This is a genomic window from Pseudomonas sp. B8(2017) (genome assembly GCF_002113575.1).
Lineage (GTDB): Bacteria > Pseudomonadota > Gammaproteobacteria > Pseudomonadales > Pseudomonadaceae > Aquipseudomonas > Aquipseudomonas putida_Z.
In genome coordinates, this window is sequence record NZ_NEIO01000001.1 from 688,789 (window position 1) to 706,315 (window position 17,527).

The following is a 17,527-nucleotide window of genomic DNA, read 5'->3' on the forward strand; positions in this document are numbered from 1 at the left end:
AGGATCTCTCGAATCAGGATGCGAACAAGGCGTTGAAGGCGCGGGCGCGGCGGGTGACTTCCTGCGCGCTGTCGGCACCGAACAGGCCGTGGATCACCGCCAGCAGGTCGGCGCCATGGGCGACCAGCGGGGCGGCGTTGTCGAGGGTAATGCCGCCGATCACCGCGATCGGCAGTTTCACCTGGGCGCGGGCCTGCTCCAGCAGTTCGATGTTGGCAGCGGGTGCACCCGGCTTGGTGACGGAATTGAAGAAGCGGCCAAAGGCCACGTAGCTGGCGCCTTCGCTGGCAGCCTGGGCGGCCAGTTCGAGGCTGGCGTGGCAGGTGGAACCGATGATCGCCTGGCGGCCGAGCAATGCGCGGGCTGGGGTCAGCGGGCCGTCGGTCTGGCCCAGGTGCACGCCGACGCCCAGGCGCGCGGCCAGTTCGGCGTCGTCGTTGATGAGCAGCTGGGTGCCGTAGCGCTCGCAGAGCTTCAGCAGCCCTTCGGCTTCATGCAGGCGGCGCGCCGCGTCGTCACTTTTGTCGCGGTACTGCAGCAGGCACACGCCGCCTTCCAGTGCCGCCTCGACATGGGACAGGAAACGGCCAGCGAGCAGCTGGCTGTCGGTGATGGCGTACAGACCGCGTAGCTTCATTGGAGGCCTCGTGTCAGGAGCAGAAATCCAGCGGCAGGCGGCGCGGCACGAACTGGCCCTTGCCCAGCTGTTCGGCGTCACGCAGTGTGCGCCAGGTGTAGTCCAGGGCGCTGCGGACGGCGCTTTCCAGCTGCTCGCCGAGGGCCAGACGGCCGGCCAGGGCACTGGCCAGGGTGCAGCCCGAGCCGTGGTAGCTGCCCGGCAGGCGCTGGCAGGTCCAGGTGTGGCGCTGGCCGTCGCGGCTGTACAGGCGGTTGTGAATTTCGTCTTCGTCGCCGTGACCGCCGGTAATCAGCAGGTGTCTACAGAACGGCAACAGTTTCTCGGCACACTCGTCGGCGGTGCCTTCGGGCAGTTCGGCAAGGATGCGGGCTTCGGGCAGGTTCGGCGTGGCGATGGTCGCCAGCGGCAGCAGGCGTTCGCGCAGGGCGTAGCCCACTTCGTCCTTGCCCAGGCGGCCACCACCACCGGCACGCAGCACCGGGTCGCAGACCAGCGGCAGGTGCGGGTGGGCGGCCAGCAGTTCGGCGACGGTGTCGACCATTTCGATCGAACCGAGCATGCCGAGCTTGACGGCGGCCACCGTGGAGTCGGCCAGCACGGCGTTGGCCTGGGCCAGCACCCACTCGCGGTCGAGCACGCGGAAGTCGGAAACGTTGACGGTATCCTGCACGGTCAGGGCTGTCACTGCGGGTGCGGCGTGACAGCCTTGGGCGATCAGGGCTTCGATATCTGCCTGCAGGCCGGCGCCGCCACTGGGGTCGTGGCCGGAGAGACAGAGGACAACGGGGCGGGAGCTGTAGGTATTCATGGTCGGCGAGCTTACCACCAATCCTGTTTGGGCGGATCGTCCTACAAACGAGTTTTGTTGATCATAAGGTCAGTTTTTTGCCGGTTTAATTTCTGAAAGCATTGATTTAGAGCCTTTTCTTTGTGATTGGATATGGTCGATTGCCAGGTTGCGAAGCTATGCTAGAGTGCTCGGATAACTCTACAAACGGGTTCTGCCGGATCGTGTCGTCTCAAACGGATGGGAGGCAACCGCGACTCGACCGGACAGGCCATGCTGGGGCTGTATGCGCTATTTGCTGATTGTGCTTCTGGGCTTGCTGCCCGTGCTGGCCGGGGCAGTCGATTTCGACGACGCTACGCGGCATCTTCCGCTGGGCAAGGCCATGCAGGTTTATGAAGACCTCGATGGCAGCGCCAGCATCGCCCAGGTCAGTGCCCCTGGGTTCGCCAAGCATTTTCGCCCCCACCACGAAGACGTGCTGAACGCCGGTTATTCCACCTCGGTGTTCTGGCTCAAGGTCGAACTGCGCCCTGTCGCCGCACCCGGCGCCGCCCCACGGCAATGGCTGCTGGAACTGGCCTATCCGCCGCTGGACCACCTCGAGCTGTACCTGCCCGACAGCAGTGGCAGTTACCGCCTGGCCCGGCGCACCGGCGACGCCTTGCCCTACCAAAGTCGGCAGATCCTGCAGAACAACTATCTGTTCGAGCTGCAGCTGCCGCCTGGCCAGGTGACCACCGCCTACCTGCGCCTGCACAGCCAGGGCTCGGTGCAGGCGCCGCTGGCGCTTTGGTCTGCCCAGGCCTACATGGAGGAGCAGCCCACGCGCCTGTATGTGCTGGGGATGATCTACGGCGTGTTGCTGGTGATGCTGGTGTACAACCTGTTCATCTACCTCAGCGTGCGCGACGTCAGCTATCTCTATTACATCCTCTATATCGCCTCGTTCGGCTTTTACCAGGTGTCGGTGAATGGCGCCGGTGTGGCCTACTTCTGGCCGGACAGCCCGTGGTGGGCGAATGCTTCGACGCCGTTGTTCATCGGGGCCGCTGGCCTGTTCGGCTGCCAGTTCGCCCGGCATTTCCTGCAACTGGGCAGCATCAGCCGTGGTTTCGACCGGCTGCTGCAGCTGCTGATGCTGGGTGGCGCGCTGGTCATGGTGCTGGCGGTGAGCATGCCCTACGGCGTCGCCCTGCGCATGGCCACGGTGCTGGCGTTGCTGTTTACCGTGAGCATCTTCGCTGCCGGGCTGTACGCCTGGTGGCGAGGCTTGCGCGTGGCACGCTGGTTCATCATCGCCTGGACGGCGTTCCTGCTCGGTGGCTTGGTCAACACCCTGATGGTGCTGGGCTACCTGCCGAACGTGTTCATCACCATGTATGCCAGCCAGCTGGGGTCGGCGCTGGAGGTGGCCTTGTTGTCGCTGGCGCTGGCCGACCGCATCAACAGCCTGCGCGAGCAGCAGGCGCAGACCTTGCGAGACACCGGGCGCACGCTGGAACAACTGAACCTGCAACTGGCCAGGAGCAACCGGCTGAAAGACGAATTCCTGGCCAGCGTGACCCATGAGCTGCGCACGCCGATGAATGGCGTGATCGGCTCGCTGGAGCTGATGCATACCCTGCCGATGGAGGCCGAGATGGCCCAGTACCACCGCACGGCGGTGGGCTCGGCCCAGGGCATGATGGATATGGTCGATGCCATTCTTACCCTGTCCGAACTGCAGGCCGGCCGCCTGCGCGCGCAGCCGGCGCCATTCAGCCTGCGTGACCTGCTGCAGGGCGTGCGAGCCGGTTATGCCGGGCAGGCTTTGGGCAAAGGCTTGTACCTGAGCCTGGACATCCCGGCCGATGTGCCGGACGGGTTGCTGGGCGATGCTCAGAAGCTGGCCCGCTGCCTGGGGTGCCTGGTGGACAACGGTTTGAAGTTCACCCACCAGGGCGGGGTGATGATCCAGGTGCGCGGGCGCCGGGTGGGGCCTGACGACCTGGCGCTGACCGTCACGGTCAGCGACAGCGGTATCGGCTTCGATGACCTCGACCAGGCGACCCTGTACCAGCGCTTCTTCCAGGTCGATGGCTCGATGACCCGGCGTTATGGCGGGCTGGGGATTGGTTTGTCGATCTGCCGGCAGATGGGGGAATTGCTGGGGGCACGGTTGTCGCATGAGTCGACGCGGGGGTTGGGGAGCCGGTTCGAGTTGAGTTTGAACATGGCTATTGCGCAGGTGCAGATGGCATCGAATGTTCTGCAGACGCGACGGTCGCTTTAGAGATTTTCGCAGGCTTTGTTGGGGCTGCTTTGCAGCCCTTCGCGGGCACGCCCGCTCCTACAGGTTTGGTGCTCAGCCCAAATAATGCGCGATCCCCTTGTGGGAGCGGGCGTGCCCGCGAAGGGCCGCAAAGCGGCCCCAAGAAACCCACAGGCTACAACAACTCCAGACTCTTCCTACGCACTGGCACTGGAAACTGCGCCAACTGCGAAATACCCTACAACCCCTGTCGACACGCGTCTGATTGTTCCTGCAAATCCCGCCCTCTAGGCTTTTCCTGTCGCTGACGGTTCAGCGATCGGGTGTGGAAACCTGGCAAGACATATGATGTTTGTTGACACGACAGCTGTACGCGGGAGGCTTTCGAGCCTACCGGGTTTCATCATATGCCTGGTTTTCCACCCCGTGTGCAGCTGTCACCCCAATGTGTGGAAACGGACGGGTGGCACATAACCAATATGATGACCAATCCATGACCGACGAAACCAAAACCACCCCTGGCGTTACTTACTTCTACCAAGGCGAAGGCCAAACCCATCCACTGTTCCGCATTGCCGAGGGCATCCCCTGTCGCAGCGCCCGTGAGCAGGCCTCGGAGCTGATGGGCTATGCGCGGGACTTGTCGCTTACCGGTTTGATGGATGGCGACCAGCAAATGATGTGGGCTTCACACTACTTCGCAGCAATGGCCAAGGCGCTGCTGGATGATGCCGAGCTGGGTTTGATGCGCTGAGTTTTGTTTGGCTGCACCGGCCCTTTCGCGGGTGAACCCGCTCCCACAGGGATTGCGTATGCCTCAGGCTATGCACATCTCCTGTGGGAGTGTTTACCCGCGAACATCGGCGCAGCCGATGACGTCCTGCTGCCAGCGGGACTCGCCTTCGATGAGGGTGCTTTCTTGGCCACAGCGCGGGCAGGGGGTGGTCTTGTCGCCCTTTAGCAGCCAGTCTTTACCGTGTACACGGCCCCTGGCCTGGCCGGCAATGCAACTGTCGTGGCGAAAACCTGTCAGCCCCGTTGCATCCCCAAGACATGCCCCCCACCACATGTTTAGTCATTAATGTCACTTTGACTGACTCACAGGGAGTGCTTCACTGGGTCTCTCAAGCCTACCCGGATCCAGGAGCCCACGATGAACCTGCACCAGTACGCTGAAACCCACGAAGTCACCAACCAGCCACCGCCCCTCGACGGTGCCAACCTTTACCGCCTCGACCTGCCGCTACAGGAATGGTCGCGGCGTTTCGGTGCGGGTTGGGCCGAATCGCGGATCGATGCCTACGGTGCCCTGGCCGGCGGCCCGCTGATGCAGGCGGGCTTCCTGGCCAATGCGCACAAGCCGGAGTTCAGCAGCCACAACCGCTACGGCCATCGCATCGACCTGGTTGAGTTCCACCCCGCCTACCACGAACTGATGCGCACCGCCGTCGAGCACGGCCTGCCGTCGCTGCCATGGGCCGAACCCCGCCCAGGCGCCCATGTGGCGCGGGCTTCGATGACCTACCTGCACAGCCAGGCCGAGGCCGGTACCGGCTGCCCGCTGACCATGACCTTCGCCGCTGTGCCAGCGCTGCGGCTGCAACCCGAACTGGCCGAATACTGGCTGCCGAAAATCCTCGCCTGCGAGTACGACCCGCGTAACGTCGGCGACCGTCACAAGGCCGGTGTCACACTGGGCATGGCCATGACCGAGAAGCAGGGCGGCACCGATGTACGGGCCAACACCACCCGGGCTTATCCGGTCGGCGCCGCGGGCCCGGGGCAGCCCTACGAACTGGTCGGGCACAAGTGGTTCTGCTCGGCGCCGATGTGCGATGCCTTTCTGACCCTGGCCCAGACCGAAAAAGGCCTGAGCTGCTTCCTGCTGCCGCGTCACCGCCCGGATGACAGCCGTAACCAGTTCTATATCCAGCGCCTGAAGAACAAGCTGGGCAACAGTTCCAACGCCTCCAGCGAGGTGGAATTCCGCGGTGCCCTGGCGTGGATGGTCGGGGAAGAAGGGCGGGGCGTGCCGACCATCATCGAAATGGTGGCCATGACCCGCTTCGACTGCATGGTCGGCTCCAGCGCCCTGATGCGCCAGGCGCTGACCCAGGCGACCCACCATTGCGCGCACCGCAAGGTCGGCGGGCGGCTGCTGAGCGAGCAGCCGTTGATGCAGAACGTGCTGGCCGACCTGGCGTTGGAAAGCGAGGCCGCGCTGGCCCTGAGCCTGCGCATGGGGCAGGCGCTGGAGCAGCTGGAAGACCCGCAGCAGGCGCATTTCGCCCGGCTGGTCACGGCGGTGGGCAAGTACTGGATCTGCAAACGCGCGCCGGCCATGATCAACGAGGCCGCCGAGTGCCTGGGCGGGGCAGGTTATGTGGAAGACAGCATCCTGCCACGGCTGTACCGCGAAGCGCCGGTCAACTCGACCTGGGAAGGCTCGGGCAATGTGCAGTGCCTGGATGTGCTGCGGGCCTTGTCCAAGGAGCCGGGCGTGCTCGATGCGCTGTTCGCCGAGCTGGGCGATGGGCACGGGGACCCGCGCCTGGCGGCGCACATCGGCAACCTCAAGGGGGCGTTTGCCGACACTGGCGACATGCAGTACCGCGCGCGGCAGCTGACCGAGGATATTGCCCTGGCGCTGCAGGCCAAGCTGCTGCTGGAGGCGGGCAATGCGGTGGTCAGTGATGCGTTTATCGACAGCCGCTTGACGGGGGGCGGGCGCGTGTACGGGGCGTTGCCGCGGGGTGTGGATGTGGCGGCATTGGTGGCCAGGGCGACGCCAGCCTGGGCGAACTGAGCTGGCTTCTTCGCGGGCACGCCCGCTCCCACAGGTACTGCGTCGTGCTTGAGGGCAGTGAAGATCCTGTGGGAGCGGGCGTGCCCGCGAATGGATGCAACACCGATCAATGGGGGTGTATTTAGCCAAGAAGGCAGGCAAGATGGTTCACATGCATGTCCAGACAGGAAGCACAGTGTGAGCCAAGCTTTTGTAGTCGTTGATACCCCCGAACAGGCCGTCGACCGTCTGGCGGCCCTGCATGACCAGGCCACCGGGGCCCTTAGCCAGGCCCTCAAGCGTTACCTGAAGGACCGTACCGAGCCAGGCGTCGAAGAGCGCGACCTGTTCCGCTACCCGGCGCTGCGCCTGACCTACTACAGCCACGGTGAAGTCGCCGCCACCACGCGGGCTTACGCCAAGGTTCAGGTGGCCGGTACCTACAGCGTCACCATCACCCAGCCGGCTGCTTTCCGTGGCTATCTGCTGGAGCAACTGCGCCCGCTGATGCACGACTACACCGTCACGGTAGAGGTCGGCGTCAGCGAACAGAACATCCCTTACCCCTACGTGGTCGACCAGGGCGACGAACTGGCCGGCAGCGGCATCACCGCCGCGCAGCTGGCGCGGGTGTTCCCCAGTACCGACCTGTCGGCTGCCACCGACAACATCGCCGACGGCCTGTATGACTGGGGCAGTGCCGAAACCCTGCCGCTGGCGCTGTTCGATGCCGCGCGGGTCGACTTCTCGCTGCGCCGTCTGGTGCACTACACCGGCAGCGACTGGCGCCATATGCAGCCATGGATCCTGCTGACCAACTATCACCGCTATGTCGACCAGTTCATCAGCCACGGCCTCGACCAGTTGCGTGACGACCCACGCTTCGTGCGCATGGTGCTGCCGGGCAACGTGGTGATCGAAAAGGGCATGGACCACGGTGAAACCCAGGCCCTGGTGGCCAGCGTGGTCTGGCACCGCTACCAGATGCCGGCGTATCACCTGATCGCGGCCGATGGCGACGGCGTCACGCTGGTCAACATCGGCGTCGGCCCGTCCAATGCCAAGAACATCACCGACCACCTGGCCGTGCTGCGCCCGCACTGCTGGCTGATGATCGGCCACTGCGGCGGCCTGCGGCAGTCGCAGACCATCGGCGATTATGTGCTGGCACACGCCTACATGCGCCGTGACGGCATTCTCGACCGGGTGGTGCCGCCGAACATCCCGATTCCGGCCCTGGCCGAAGTGCAGCTGGCCTTGCAGGAAGCCGCCGCGCAGGTCACCGGCGAGCGTGGCGAACAGCTGAAGAAGCGCCTGCGCACCGGCACCGTGCTGACCTACGACGACCGCAACTGGGAGCTGCGCTGGGCCCAGGAGCGGCCGCTGATCAACCTGTCGCGTGCCGTGGCGGTGGACATGGAAAGCGGTACCATTGCCGCCCAGGGTTACCGCTTGCGCGTGCCGTACGGCACCTTGCTGTGTGTGTCCGACAAACCGCTGCACAGCGAGATCAAGCTGCCGGGTTCGGCCAACGCCTTCTATAACCGGGCGGTCAGCCAGCATCTGAAGATCGGCATTGCCGCCCTCGACCTGCTGCGCACCGAGCTCAACTCGCTGCACTCGCGTAAACTGCGCAGTTTCGATGAGCCGCCGTTCCGCTGAGGATCCATGTCACTGCCACCCCGTTCCAAGCCGCGCCGCCCCCAGGCGCGGCCTGCCACCGGCCCGCGTCGCCAGCCCAAGGCGCCACCGGCCGAGCCGCGCCTGATCCTGTTCAACAAACCGTTCGACGTGCTGACCCAGTTCAGCGACGGCGACGGGCGCGCGACGCTCAAGGACTACATCGACATCCCCGGCGTGTACCCGGCCGGGCGGCTGGACCGCGACAGTGAAGGCCTGTTGCTGCTGACCAACGATGGCGGCCTGCAGGCGCGCATTGCCGACCCGAAGCACAAACTGGCCAAGACTTACTGGGTTCAGGTGGAGGGGGAGCCGAGCGAGGAGCAGTTGCAGCGCTTGCGCGATGGTGTGGAACTGAACGATGGGCCGACCTTGCCGGCCGAGGCGCGGCGCCTGGACGAGCCCGAGCTGTGGCCGCGCAACCCGCCGGTGCGTTTTCGCAAGAGCGTGCCGACCAGCTGGCTGGAGCTGGTTATTCGCGAAGGGCGTAACCGCCAGGTGCGGCGGATGACGGCGGCGGTGGGGTTGCCGACCTTGCGCCTGGTGCGGGTGCGGATTGGCGACTGGGCGCTGGATGGGTTGGAACAGGGCTGCTGGCGCGAAGTGGCCGCCAAGCTTTAGTCCAGTTCAAGGGCCATTCGCGGGCACGCCCGCTCCCACAGGTACGGTGCAGCCCTCAAGTGCAGCGCCAGACCTGTGGGAGCGGGCGTGCCCGCGAATGGCCCTGAATTTTCTACACCCCTTCGAGAAACCCCACCACCACGCTCTTGATGATAAAGGCCAATACCCCCAGCCCCAGCACGAAGAACAGGATCAGCGTCCCGAACCGCCCGGCCTTGGACTTTTTCGCCAGGTCCCAGACGATGAAACCCATGAAACCGATCAGCACGGTGACCAGGATGATCATCATCCACTCTTCGAATACGGCGGGATCCATCGGTGTTCTCCAGGCGGGTTGAGCGTCCGATTATACGCCTGCTGGCGCAGGCAATTAACGCAGGTGGGTCAAGGGCAGCTCGGTGCTGGCCAGCACCTGGTTCAGTACAAAGCTCGAACGCACGCTGGTGACGCCTTCGATACGGGTCAGGCTGCCTAACAGCAGTTTCTGGTAGTGGTCCATGTCGGGCACCACCACTTTCAGCTGGTAGTCGGCATCCATGCCGGTGACCAGGCTGCATTCGAGCACCTGCGGCAGGTTACGGATGGCCGCCTCGAAGGTTTCGAAGCGTTCCGGGGTGTGGCGGTCCATGCCGATCAGCACATAGGCGGTCAGGCTCAGGCCCAGCTTCTTGCGGTCGAGCAGGGCGACTTGGCGCGAGATGTAGCCGTCGTCTTCCAGTTGCTTGACCCGACGCGAGCATGGCGAAGGCGACAGGCCGATGCGCTCGGCCAGTTCCTGGTTGGAAATGCGCGCATCGCGCTGCAATTCGGCGAGGATGCTCAGGTCGTAGCGGTCAAGTTTGCTCATGGTTTATGCCTTTTCTGTTCGGATTGCGGTGAATTATCAATCCAGGGTGAAAAATTGCGCAAGTGCTATTTATCCGAGCAATCTTCGCAATCATCTGCCGCAACCTGTCCGGTATCTTTATCCACAGAATCACTGCCCGGACATCAGTCCACGGCGACGCGCCCTAGGCGGGCGGTCGCGGCCAGCCATCCAACAGGATCTGCAGGCCCCCGGGCTACACACCTTCCAGAAGACGGTGTGAGGTGAGCCGGCGCCACAAGTGCCGAGCACGGACGACAATTCCTGAAGGGAGGCCCAGCGGCCTCCCTTTTTTCATGTCCGGAAATTTAATTGGCCTGCGTGACAGGCGCGGTAGACTGGCTGTGGTTGTCGTATTTTCTACCGAGAGGAACAGCATGAAGTCGCGCATCTGGCAGTTGGCAGGTGTTGGTGTGTTGGGGTTGAGCATCAGCCTCGGGGCCATGGCCGAAGGGCCGGGCGAGGGGGCGCCGGGCCGCTCGCTCAATTCGCGTGACGAAGTGCAGCAGACCCAGCCGCCACGCCAGGGTTATTACCAGGACATTCCCCGCCGCCATGGCGATAACCGCCACTGGGAAGCCGGTGGCCCGGGGCAACGGCCTGGCGGTGACTGGCAGGGGCGCCCGGATGGTCATGGCAATGGCTGGGGGCCGGGGCCGCAGTATCGCCCGGGGCACACCATCGATCATTTCCCGGACCGCTACTGGAAAGTACCCTACCGTGGCGATGACTACTTCTACTCCGGTGGTTACTGGTATCGCCCCCATGGTGGCCGTTATGTCGTGGTGACCCCGCCCCGTGGCGTGCGGGTCGACTACCTGCCGCCCTATGCGCGGGAAGTCTGGCTGGGTGGGGCGCTGTTCTTCCTGGTGGCCGATACCTATTACCAGTACCTGGCCGACAGCCGCGAGTACGTGGTGGTCAACCCGCCGGTTGCCGCGCCGGCACCTGTAGGCGGTGGGTATGACGTGGTGGCCTACCCGATGTATGGGCAAGGGCAGGAGCAGCAGGACCAGGACCGTTACCAGTGCCACCGTTGGGCGGTGAGCCAGTCAGGCTTCGACCCGGCGACGGCAACTTATGCACCGCCGGCCAATGTGGCGGACAACTACCGGCGGGCGCTGGGCGCGTGCTTCAGTGGCCGAGGCTACAGCATCAACTGAGCCAGATGTGCTGCCTGTCCCGGCCCTATCGCCGGCAAGCCAGCTTCCACAGGAGCCGCACCGGCCTGATGCCATGTGTAGTGCCTGTGGGCACTGCCTGTCCCGGCCCTATCGCCGGCAAGCCAGCTCCCACAGGAACTGCACCGGCCTGAAGGCATGTGTAGTGCCTGTGGGAACTGCCTGTCCCGGCCCTATCGCCGGCAAGCCAGCTCCCACAGGAACCGCACCGGCCTGAAGCCATGTGTAGTGCCTGTGGGAACTGCCTGTCCCAGCCCTTCGCTGGCAAGCCAGCTCCCACTGGTATTGCGCATGCCTTCAGGACGGTGCGGTTCCTGTGGGAGCTGGCTTGCCGGCGATAGGGCCCTTGCAGGTTCACACCGGATCCGCATGCACCATCACATCCGCCTGTGGATAACGCTGGCGGATCACCCTCGAGGCCTCCACGCACAAGGCGTGCGCTTCATGCAGCGGCAATTGCCCCGGCATCTCCAGATGCAACTGCACGAACCACTGGTTGCCCGACACCCGCGTACGCAGGTCGTGCACGCCTTTGACCCCGGGAATGGCCAGCACCAGCGCAGCCATGGCCTCGCCGACATCGCCGGGCAGTTCCTGATCCATCAGGATGGCCGTGCTTTCCCGGGCGATCTGCAGCGCGCTCCAGAGGATATAGACGGCGATGCCCAGGCCGAACAGCGCATCCAGCTGCGGCCAGCCAAAGCGTGCCAGCAGCAGGGCCAGCAGGATGCTGCCGTTGAGCAGCAGGTCCGAGCGGTAGTGCAGGGAGTCGGCCCGTACCGCCGTGGAGCCGGTCAGGCGGATGACCTTGTGTTGCAGTGCCAGCAGGGCAAGGGTCAGCACCAGCGACAGCAGCATTACCCCGATACCGACGGCGGTATCGCCCAAGGGTTGCGGGGTGTGCAGGCGTTCAACCGCCTGCACCCCGATCAGCACCGCGCTGACCCCGATGAACAGCGCCTGCGCCATACCGGCCAGGGCCTCGGCCTTGCCATGGCCGAAACGGTGGTCGTTGTCGGCCGGGCGCAGGGCGTAGTGCACGGCGAGCAGGCTGAGGAACGAGGCAACGGCATCCAGTGCCGAGTCGGTCAGCCCGGCCAGCAGGCTGACCGAGCCGCTCAGCCACCAGGCTAACGCCTTGCTCAGGACCAGGATGCTGGCCACCGCCAGCGAGGCGCGAGTGGCCAGGCGTAGCAGGCGCTGGTGTTCAGCCGGGGTGGTCATCATCCGTGGGTAGTGTCCTTGTACTTCAGGCTGCAGGTACCAGGCCCAGGCTGGCCAACTGCTCGATGCTGCCGCGATGCTGGATCAGCCGAGGGTCGTTCAGCGGCAGGCGCTGGCCCAGTTCGCTTTCCAGAATGGCCTGCAACTTCAGGTTGTCGACCTTGCCATCGGGGCTCACGGCCTCGCGCAGTTTGACCGGGTCGACCTGAGCGGATCGCCCGCCTGAGTAATAAATGGCGCCCGTGGCGAAGTCGATACCGAAGGCGATCAGCCCCGGGATCACGTAGAACAGGATGCCGATGGCATCCATTGCGGCAACCACTGGGTCGATCTTGCCGCCGATCTGGCCGCGCCGTTCCGGGTAGAGAATGGTGCCGCAGGCGGTCAGTTGGGTCAGCAAGGTGACGATGAGGGCGCCACCGATGACGCGGGTTGGGATGCGCATGTAAATCTCCGAAAAGGTATCCAGCAGGGCAAGCGAAGCGCCTGCACCTGAAGCTAAGACCATGATAGAGCAGGCTGGGTTCGCCGTTATACTCGCGGGACTGTTCGAGGACCACCATGATTTCATTACCGATCGATGCTGTCTTGCCCGCTCTGCGCCAAGCCCTGGAAAACCGTGACGAAGCGGTGCTCGAGGCGCCGCCTGGTGCCGGCAAGACCACGCGCGTGCCGCTGGCGCTGCTCAACGAGCCGTGGTTGGCCGGGCAGAGCATTCTCATGCTCGAGCCCCGGCGCCTGGCAGCGCGGGCTGCGGCCGAGCGCCTGGCCAGCGAGCTGGGCGAAAAGGTCGGCGAAACCGTGGGCTATCGCATCCGCCTGGACAGCAAGGTCGGGCCGAACACCCGCATCGAGGTAGTGACCGAAGGCATCCTCACCCGCCGCCTGCAGGCCGACCCGGCGCTGGAGGGTGTGGGGCTGGTGATCTTCGACGAATTTCACGAGCGCAGCCTTGATGCCGACCTGGCCCTGGCATTGAGCCTGAATGGCCGGGAATTGCTGCGGGACGACCCGCCACTGAAGGTTTTGCTGATGTCCGCGACCCTGGAGGGCGAGCGCCTTTCGCGGCTGCTGGATGATGCCCCGGTGGTCAGCAGCGAGGGCCGCATGCACCCCGTCGACATCCGTTGGGGGCGGCCTTTCCAGCCGGGTGAGTTCATCGAACCACGGGTAGTGGACAGCGTGTTGCAGGCACTGGCCGACCAGACCGGCAGTGTGCTGGTATTCCTGCCAGGTCAGGCCGAGATCCGCCGGGTACACCAGAGCCTGCAGGAAGCGTTGGGCGAGCGCCCCGAGGTCCTGCTTTGCCCGCTGCATGGCGAGCTCGATCTCGACGCCCAGCGTGCGGCCATCGACCCGGCGCCCAAGGGCCGGCGCAAGGTGGTGCTGGCCACCAACATCGCCGAGACCAGCCTGACCATCGACGGCGTGCGCGTGGTGATCGACGCAGGCCTGGCCCGGGTACCGCGTTTCGACCCCGGCAGCGGTATGACTCGTCTGGACACCCAACGCATCTCCCGTGCCAGTGCCACTCAGCGCGCTGGCCGTGCCGGCCGCCTGGAGCCCGGCGTGTGCTATCGCCTGTGGTCCGAGGCCCAGCATGACCAGCTGGCCGCCCACGGCAGCGCCGAGATCATGCAGGCCGACCTGGCCGGCCTGGCCCTGCAACTGGCGCGCTGGGGTGTTACACCCGAGCAGTTGCGTTGGCTCGACCAGCCTCCCACGGCCGCCTTCGCCCAGGCCCAGGACCTGCTGGCGCGGCTCAACGCCTTCAAGCCCGGCAGCCGTGACAAACTTAGCGAGCACGGCCAGGCCATGGCCGAGTTGCCGGCGCATCCGCGTATTGCGCATCTGCTGTTGCGCGGCCAGGACCTGGGCCTGGCACAGATGGCCTGTGATGTGGCTGCGCTGCTGGGCGAGCGGGATATCCAGCGCGGCGGTGGTGCCGATTTGCACAGCCGGCTGGCGCTGGTCAGTGGCGAAAGCAAAGCTGCCCGTGGCAGCCACGGCGGTGTGCAGCGTGCGCGCCAACTGGCTCGCCAGTACCGTGGCCTGCTGTGTGGCAAACCAGGCGCGCCGGTTGCGGACCCCGATCACCCGCGCTGGCTGGGCGCGCTGCTGGCGCTGGCCTACCCCGACCGCGTCGCCCAGCAGCGCCGCGAGGGCGGTGCGGAATACCGGCTGGCCAACGGCCGTGCGGCGCTGTTTGCCGAAGTCGATGCACTGATGAAGTGCCCGTGGCTGGTGATCGCCGACCTGGGCAGCCGCCAGGGTCAGCGCGAAGAACGCATCTATCTGGCTGCCGAATTCGATCCGGCGCTGCTCGAAAGCGTGCTGGCCGAACAGGTCGAGCGGGTCGATATCCTCGATTGGGACGAGCGTGAGCAGGTGCTGCGTGCCGAACGCCAGACCAAGGTCGGCGAGCTGGTGCTGGGTCGTGAACCGTTACCCAACCTGGATGACGATGCCCGCGCCAAAGCGTTGCTTGGCCTGGTGCGGCGCAAGGGCCTGAACCTGTTGACCTGGACCCCGGAACTTCGCCAATGGCAAGCGCGGGTGGCGCTGTTACGTCAGCTTGATCTGGACAAAGAGGGGCAAAGCGAATGGCCTGACCTGGGGGACGAAGCGCTGCTGGCGACCCTGGAAGACTGGCTGCAGCCATACTTGGGCAAGGTCTCGCGGCTGAGCCATTTCGCCGCCCTGGATGTGTCTTCGATCTTGCGCAATCTGCTGCCATGGCCATTGCCACAGCGCCTGGACGAATGGGCACCGGCGCATCTGGCGGTGCCCTCCGGCTCGAACATTCGCCTGGACTACAGTGAAAACCCACCGATTCTCGCCGTGCGTCTGCAGGAACTCTTCGGCCTCGCCGATACACCGCGTATTGCCCAAGGCCGTCAGCAGGTGAAGTTGCATTTGTTGTCACCGGCACGGCGGCCGGTACAAGTGACCCAGGATCTGGCCAACTTCTGGCGCACGACGTATGCCGAGGTGAAGAAGGATTTGAAAGGGCGTTATCCCAAGCACTATTGGCCGGATGACCCCTTGGTGGCCGATGCGACCGCGCGGGCGAAGCCGCGCGGCACCTGAATGTGACGCAGAGCGGTTGCCAGATCGGTTGCCTTGTTCAGAGGGTTAGAGATCTGGCTATCCTCATGAATCATGTGATTCGGCCAAAGAAAATTTGTGAAGGCTAAGAAGCCCCAATAGATGTGCGCTTCATCGAAGTGCTCCCTATGAATTAATATTTCGTCAGGTCGAAGGTGACGATCTGACCTTTCTTGACATTCAGCGGGGCTAACGTTTCTTGGTACTCGTCTCGTTTGTAGTCAATGGCGCCCACGCTCTGCCCGCTTTGGTCTCGCAGATGACAGATGAGAGATCCATTGAGCAGGTGCAGTGGCTCGATCATCCAGTAATCGGTGACTTCGGCATACTTGTAGAAGCCGAGGTAGCCATTGCGGCTGACACCCAACTTCTTGTCTGTTTGTCCCCAAAGGTGGATGTGATAATGCAGGCGATCTTCGGTTTTGGAGATATAACGGAACTCCAACAGTGGCGGCAGCGTGCGTCCGCCCAATATTAACCAGTCATCCCCAGGGGAGAAATCAAAGAAACTATCATCGGTTTTGTCGCCACTACGACTAAGCCGAGTATTGGCGTAACCACCGTCGAGGCGCATTAAAAGCCGGCCTCGAAACGATTCGGCATATTGAGTGCTGATTGTTTGCTCCATGACGTTTTCCTCTAATGGCATTGAAGGTGTGTTTACACTAATGCCACCGTCGGGCGTGCGAGCAGAATGAAGATTTTCCCAGATGCCTCAAGCCCCGGCTTCACCTTCCAGCAGCATGAACAGGCGATACAGCACCACGGTACTGAACAGCTGCAGGAAGCCGCTCAGGCTGTCCATGGCCAGTTGGGCACCCGCTGCGGGTTCGGGAAAAGCCATCAGCAATAGCCCGTCGATCAGCCAGATCGGTGCCAGCACCCCCAGCACGCAGATCATGATGCGCATGAAGTGTCCGGTGGTCATGCGTGCGCTCTCGCGCATCGACTGCACCACCGGCAGGCCGCGCAGCACCAGCAGGTACTCGGCGAACACCAGGTTGATCATGATCCACACGCCCGGGAAGATGAACAGCGCCAGGCCGGCCATGATCAGCAGCGAGCTGATCAGGATCAGCAGGGCCAGCTGCGGCCACAATTGCAGGGCTCGGGCGAACAGGTCGCGCTTTGCGATTTCCTGGCCATTGCTGCGGGTGTCGAGGTACAGGATCAGCGCGGCGCTGTACAGCGGGTAGAACAGCAGGCTGATCAGCATGCCGTAGGCCGGCGATGCCTGATCGCCCATCTGCCGGTACAGCAGCTGGGTGAGCAAGGCTTCCAGCACCACCAGCGGCAGGCACAGCTGGAGGATGTTCGGCAGGTGGCGGCGGAAGAAGTACAGGGAGTCGCGCAGGACGCTCAGCGGGTTCATCGGTCTACATCGCATGGCAGTAAAAACAGGGGCATAACTTTAGCCCAAAGCAGGCCTGGGGCTGTCACTTGCTGAAAAAAGTTTCACGCCGCCGGTGATTGAATCCCACGCCTGTACGCCCCATCTTTGACGCTGTCCGTTGTCCGCTCCCCCACGAGGTCGCCCCATGAATACTGAAGAACAAACCCTGATCGACGGCCTGTTCGGCCGCCTCAAGCAAGCCGAGGACCCGAGCCAGCCACGTGATGCGCAGGCCCAGGCATGCATCGAGGAACATGTGCGTCAGCAGCCGGCGGCGCCTTATTACATGGCCCAGGCGATCCTGGTGCAGGAGGCAGCGATCAAGCGCCTCGACGAGCAGAACAAGCAACTGGAAGCCGAACTGAAGCAGGCCCGTGCCCAGGCCGAGGCCGCCCGTGCCGGCAGCGCGCCGAGCAATGGCGGTGGTGGTTTCCTGTCCAGCATCTTTGGTTCGTCTGGGCGCAATGCGGCCCCGGCCGTGCAACAGCAGCGTCCAGCTGCAGCCCCCGTGGCATCTGGCGGTGGCTGGCGTGAGCCGTCGGCGCCGGGCTTTTCCCAGCCACAAACGCAGCAGCCTGGCTTTGGCGCTGCACCGGCACGCAGTGGTGCCAGCAGCTTCCTCGGCGGCGCAATGCAGACTGCAGCCGGTGTGGCGGGTGGTGTGTTGCTGGCGCAGGGCATCAGCAGCCTGTTCAACCACAACTCGCAGCCGGAGGAGGTGGTAGAGGTGATCAAGGAGGAGCCGGCGCCGGCCAGCGACAGCGGTGGCTGGAGCGACTCGGGGGCGCAGCAGCAGGTGGCTGACAACAGTGGTTGGGGCAGCGACCAGGGTGGTTATGCCGACAGCGATTATGGCAGCGATGATGGCGGGTTCTTCTCGGACGACGATTCGTACGTCTGACAGGTCTGGCATACTGCTGGCCAAACCCAGAGGTACATGACAACGCATGGCCGTGTACCTCGGGTTTTCCAGGGGCAACCTGTCAGGG

Annotated in this window: 16 protein-coding genes; 8 read left to right on the forward strand and 8 right to left on the reverse strand. The window is 64.2% G+C overall.

Annotation, left to right across the window (positions count from 1 at the left end; all coding sequences use genetic code 11):
* Positions 1-13: 13 nt before the first annotated feature.
* Both thiE and CAG22_RS03205 read right to left on the reverse strand, forming a co-directional pair.
* Positions 14-637 (reverse strand): thiamine phosphate synthase, encoded by a 624-nt coding sequence (gene thiE, locus CAG22_RS03200; RefSeq protein ID WP_085591628.1) that lies wholly within the window; start codon positions 635-637, stop codon positions 14-16.
* Between the two features lie 13 nt (positions 638-650).
* On the reverse strand, positions 651-1,448 hold the full coding sequence (locus CAG22_RS03205; RefSeq protein WP_046613210.1) for a hydroxymethylpyrimidine/phosphomethylpyrimidine kinase: 798 nt from the start codon (positions 1,446-1,448) through the stop codon (positions 651-653).
* A gap of 265 nt (positions 1,449-1,713) precedes the next feature.
* Between CAG22_RS03205 and CAG22_RS03210 the strand changes: the two genes are divergently transcribed.
* From CAG22_RS03210 to CAG22_RS03235, 5 genes are all read left to right on the forward strand, one after another.
* On the forward strand, positions 1,714-3,702 hold the full coding sequence (locus CAG22_RS03210; RefSeq protein WP_085704349.1) for a hybrid sensor histidine kinase/response regulator: 1,989 nt from the start codon (positions 1,714-1,716) through the stop codon (positions 3,700-3,702).
* 472 nt (positions 3,703-4,174) lie between these two features.
* Entirely contained in the window at positions 4,175-4,435 is a 261-nt protein-coding gene (locus CAG22_RS03215; RefSeq protein WP_016501785.1) for a DUF3077 domain-containing protein, read from the forward strand.
* A gap of 399 nt (positions 4,436-4,834) precedes the next feature.
* Positions 4,835-6,487: an acyl-CoA dehydrogenase family protein gene (locus CAG22_RS03225; protein WP_085704351.1), complete on the forward strand. Its 1,653-nt coding sequence runs from the start codon at positions 4,835-4,837 to the stop codon at positions 6,485-6,487.
* 177 nt (positions 6,488-6,664) lie between these two features.
* Positions 6,665-8,128 (forward strand): AMP nucleosidase, encoded by a 1,464-nt coding sequence (gene amn / locus CAG22_RS03230; RefSeq protein ID WP_085704353.1) that lies wholly within the window; start codon positions 6,665-6,667, stop codon positions 8,126-8,128.
* A 6-nt stretch (positions 8,129-8,134) separates the two neighbouring features.
* Positions 8,135-8,767: a pseudouridine synthase gene (locus tag CAG22_RS03235; RefSeq protein WP_085591636.1), complete on the forward strand. Its 633-nt coding sequence runs from the start codon at positions 8,135-8,137 to the stop codon at positions 8,765-8,767.
* Between the two features lie 112 nt (positions 8,768-8,879).
* On the opposite strand, the gene CAG22_RS03240 is transcribed toward CAG22_RS03235, so the two are convergent.
* The gene (locus CAG22_RS03240) at positions 8,880-9,083 is read right to left on the reverse strand and encodes a DUF2788 domain-containing protein (protein WP_013974331.1); all 204 of its coding nucleotides are present in this window, start codon (positions 9,081-9,083) and stop codon (positions 8,880-8,882) included.
* Positions 9,084-9,137: 54 nt separating this feature from the next.
* A complete protein-coding gene (locus CAG22_RS03245) occupies positions 9,138-9,614 on the reverse strand; it encodes an Lrp/AsnC family transcriptional regulator (RefSeq protein ID WP_003249795.1) in 477 nt (158 codons plus the stop codon).
* A gap of 395 nt (positions 9,615-10,009) precedes the next feature.
* Here CAG22_RS03245 and CAG22_RS03250 point away from each other — a divergent pair, with 395 nt between their 5' ends.
* A complete protein-coding gene (locus CAG22_RS03250; RefSeq protein WP_085704355.1) occupies positions 10,010-10,795 on the forward strand; it encodes a DUF6515 family protein in 786 nt (261 codons plus the stop codon).
* 372 nt (positions 10,796-11,167) lie between these two features.
* Here CAG22_RS03250 and CAG22_RS03255 read toward each other — a convergent pair whose 3' ends face one another.
* Positions 11,168-12,040 carry a cation diffusion facilitator family transporter gene (locus tag CAG22_RS03255; RefSeq protein WP_085704356.1) on the reverse strand — a complete coding sequence of 291 codons (873 nt, stop codon included), beginning with the start codon at positions 12,038-12,040 and terminating at the stop codon, positions 11,168-11,170.
* A gap of 22 nt (positions 12,041-12,062) precedes the next feature.
* Positions 12,063-12,482 (reverse strand): hypothetical protein, encoded by a 420-nt coding sequence (locus tag CAG22_RS03260; protein ID WP_013974328.1) that lies wholly within the window; start codon positions 12,480-12,482, stop codon positions 12,063-12,065.
* A 116-nt stretch (positions 12,483-12,598) separates the two neighbouring features.
* On the opposite strand from CAG22_RS03260, the gene hrpB reads away from it, so the two are divergent.
* Entirely contained in the window at positions 12,599-15,127 is a 2,529-nt protein-coding gene (gene hrpB, locus CAG22_RS03265; protein ID WP_085704359.1) for an ATP-dependent helicase HrpB, read from the forward strand.
* A gap of 151 nt (positions 15,128-15,278) precedes the next feature.
* Here the strand turns inward: hrpB and CAG22_RS03270 are convergent, their stop codons facing one another.
* Together CAG22_RS03270 and CAG22_RS03275 are read right to left on the reverse strand one after the other, a co-directional pair.
* Positions 15,279-15,773 carry a hypothetical protein gene (locus CAG22_RS03270; protein WP_170929256.1) on the reverse strand — a complete coding sequence of 165 codons (495 nt, stop codon included), beginning with the start codon at positions 15,771-15,773 and terminating at the stop codon, positions 15,279-15,281.
* Between the two features lie 87 nt (positions 15,774-15,860).
* Positions 15,861-16,517: a YciC family protein gene (locus tag CAG22_RS03275; RefSeq protein ID WP_085591644.1), complete on the reverse strand. Its 657-nt coding sequence runs from the start codon at positions 16,515-16,517 to the stop codon at positions 15,861-15,863.
* A 166-nt stretch (positions 16,518-16,683) separates the two neighbouring features.
* Between CAG22_RS03275 and CAG22_RS03280 the strand changes: the two genes are divergently transcribed.
* The gene (locus tag CAG22_RS03280) at positions 16,684-17,439 is read left to right on the forward strand and encodes a DUF2076 domain-containing protein (RefSeq protein WP_085591646.1); all 756 of its coding nucleotides are present in this window, start codon (positions 16,684-16,686) and stop codon (positions 17,437-17,439) included.
* Positions 17,440-17,527: the final 88 nt, after the last annotated feature.

Coding starts and splice junctions, on each gene's coding strand:
- CAG22_RS03275 (WP_085591644.1), bottom strand. CDS start 16,517: ATGAACCCGCTGAGCGTCCTGCGCGACTCCCTGTACTTCTTCCGCCGC.
- CAG22_RS03205 (WP_046613210.1), bottom strand. CDS start 1,448: ATGAATACCTACAGCTCCCGCCCCGTTGTCCTCTGTCTCTCCGGCCAC.
- CAG22_RS03280 (WP_085591646.1), top strand. CDS start 16,684: ATGAATACTGAAGAACAAACCCTGATCGACGGCCTGTTCGGCCGCCTC.
- CAG22_RS03250 (WP_085704355.1), top strand. CDS start 10,010: ATGAAGTCGCGCATCTGGCAGTTGGCAGGTGTTGGTGTGTTGGGGTTG.
- hrpB (WP_085704359.1), top strand. CDS start 12,599: ATGATTTCATTACCGATCGATGCTGTCTTGCCCGCTCTGCGCCAAGCC.
- CAG22_RS03225 (WP_085704351.1), top strand. CDS start 4,835: ATGAACCTGCACCAGTACGCTGAAACCCACGAAGTCACCAACCAGCCA.
- CAG22_RS03245 (WP_003249795.1), bottom strand. CDS start 9,614: ATGAGCAAACTTGACCGCTACGACCTGAGCATCCTCGCCGAATTGCAG.
- CAG22_RS03260 (WP_013974328.1), bottom strand. CDS start 12,482: ATGCGCATCCCAACCCGCGTCATCGGTGGCGCCCTCATCGTCACCTTG.
- CAG22_RS03240 (WP_013974331.1), bottom strand. CDS start 9,083: ATGGATCCCGCCGTATTCGAAGAGTGGATGATGATCATCCTGGTCACC.
- CAG22_RS03215 (WP_016501785.1), top strand. CDS start 4,175: ATGACCGACGAAACCAAAACCACCCCTGGCGTTACTTACTTCTACCAA.
- CAG22_RS03270 (WP_170929256.1), bottom strand. CDS start 15,773: ATGGAGCAAACAATCAGCACTCAATATGCCGAATCGTTTCGAGGCCGG.
- CAG22_RS03255 (WP_085704356.1), bottom strand. CDS start 12,040: ATGATGACCACCCCGGCTGAACACCAGCGCCTGCTACGCCTGGCCACT.
- CAG22_RS03235 (WP_085591636.1), top strand. CDS start 8,135: ATGTCACTGCCACCCCGTTCCAAGCCGCGCCGCCCCCAGGCGCGGCCT.
- thiE (WP_085591628.1), bottom strand. CDS start 637: ATGAAGCTACGCGGTCTGTACGCCATCACCGACAGCCAGCTGCTCGCT.
- CAG22_RS03210 (WP_085704349.1), top strand. CDS start 1,714: ATGCGCTATTTGCTGATTGTGCTTCTGGGCTTGCTGCCCGTGCTGGCC.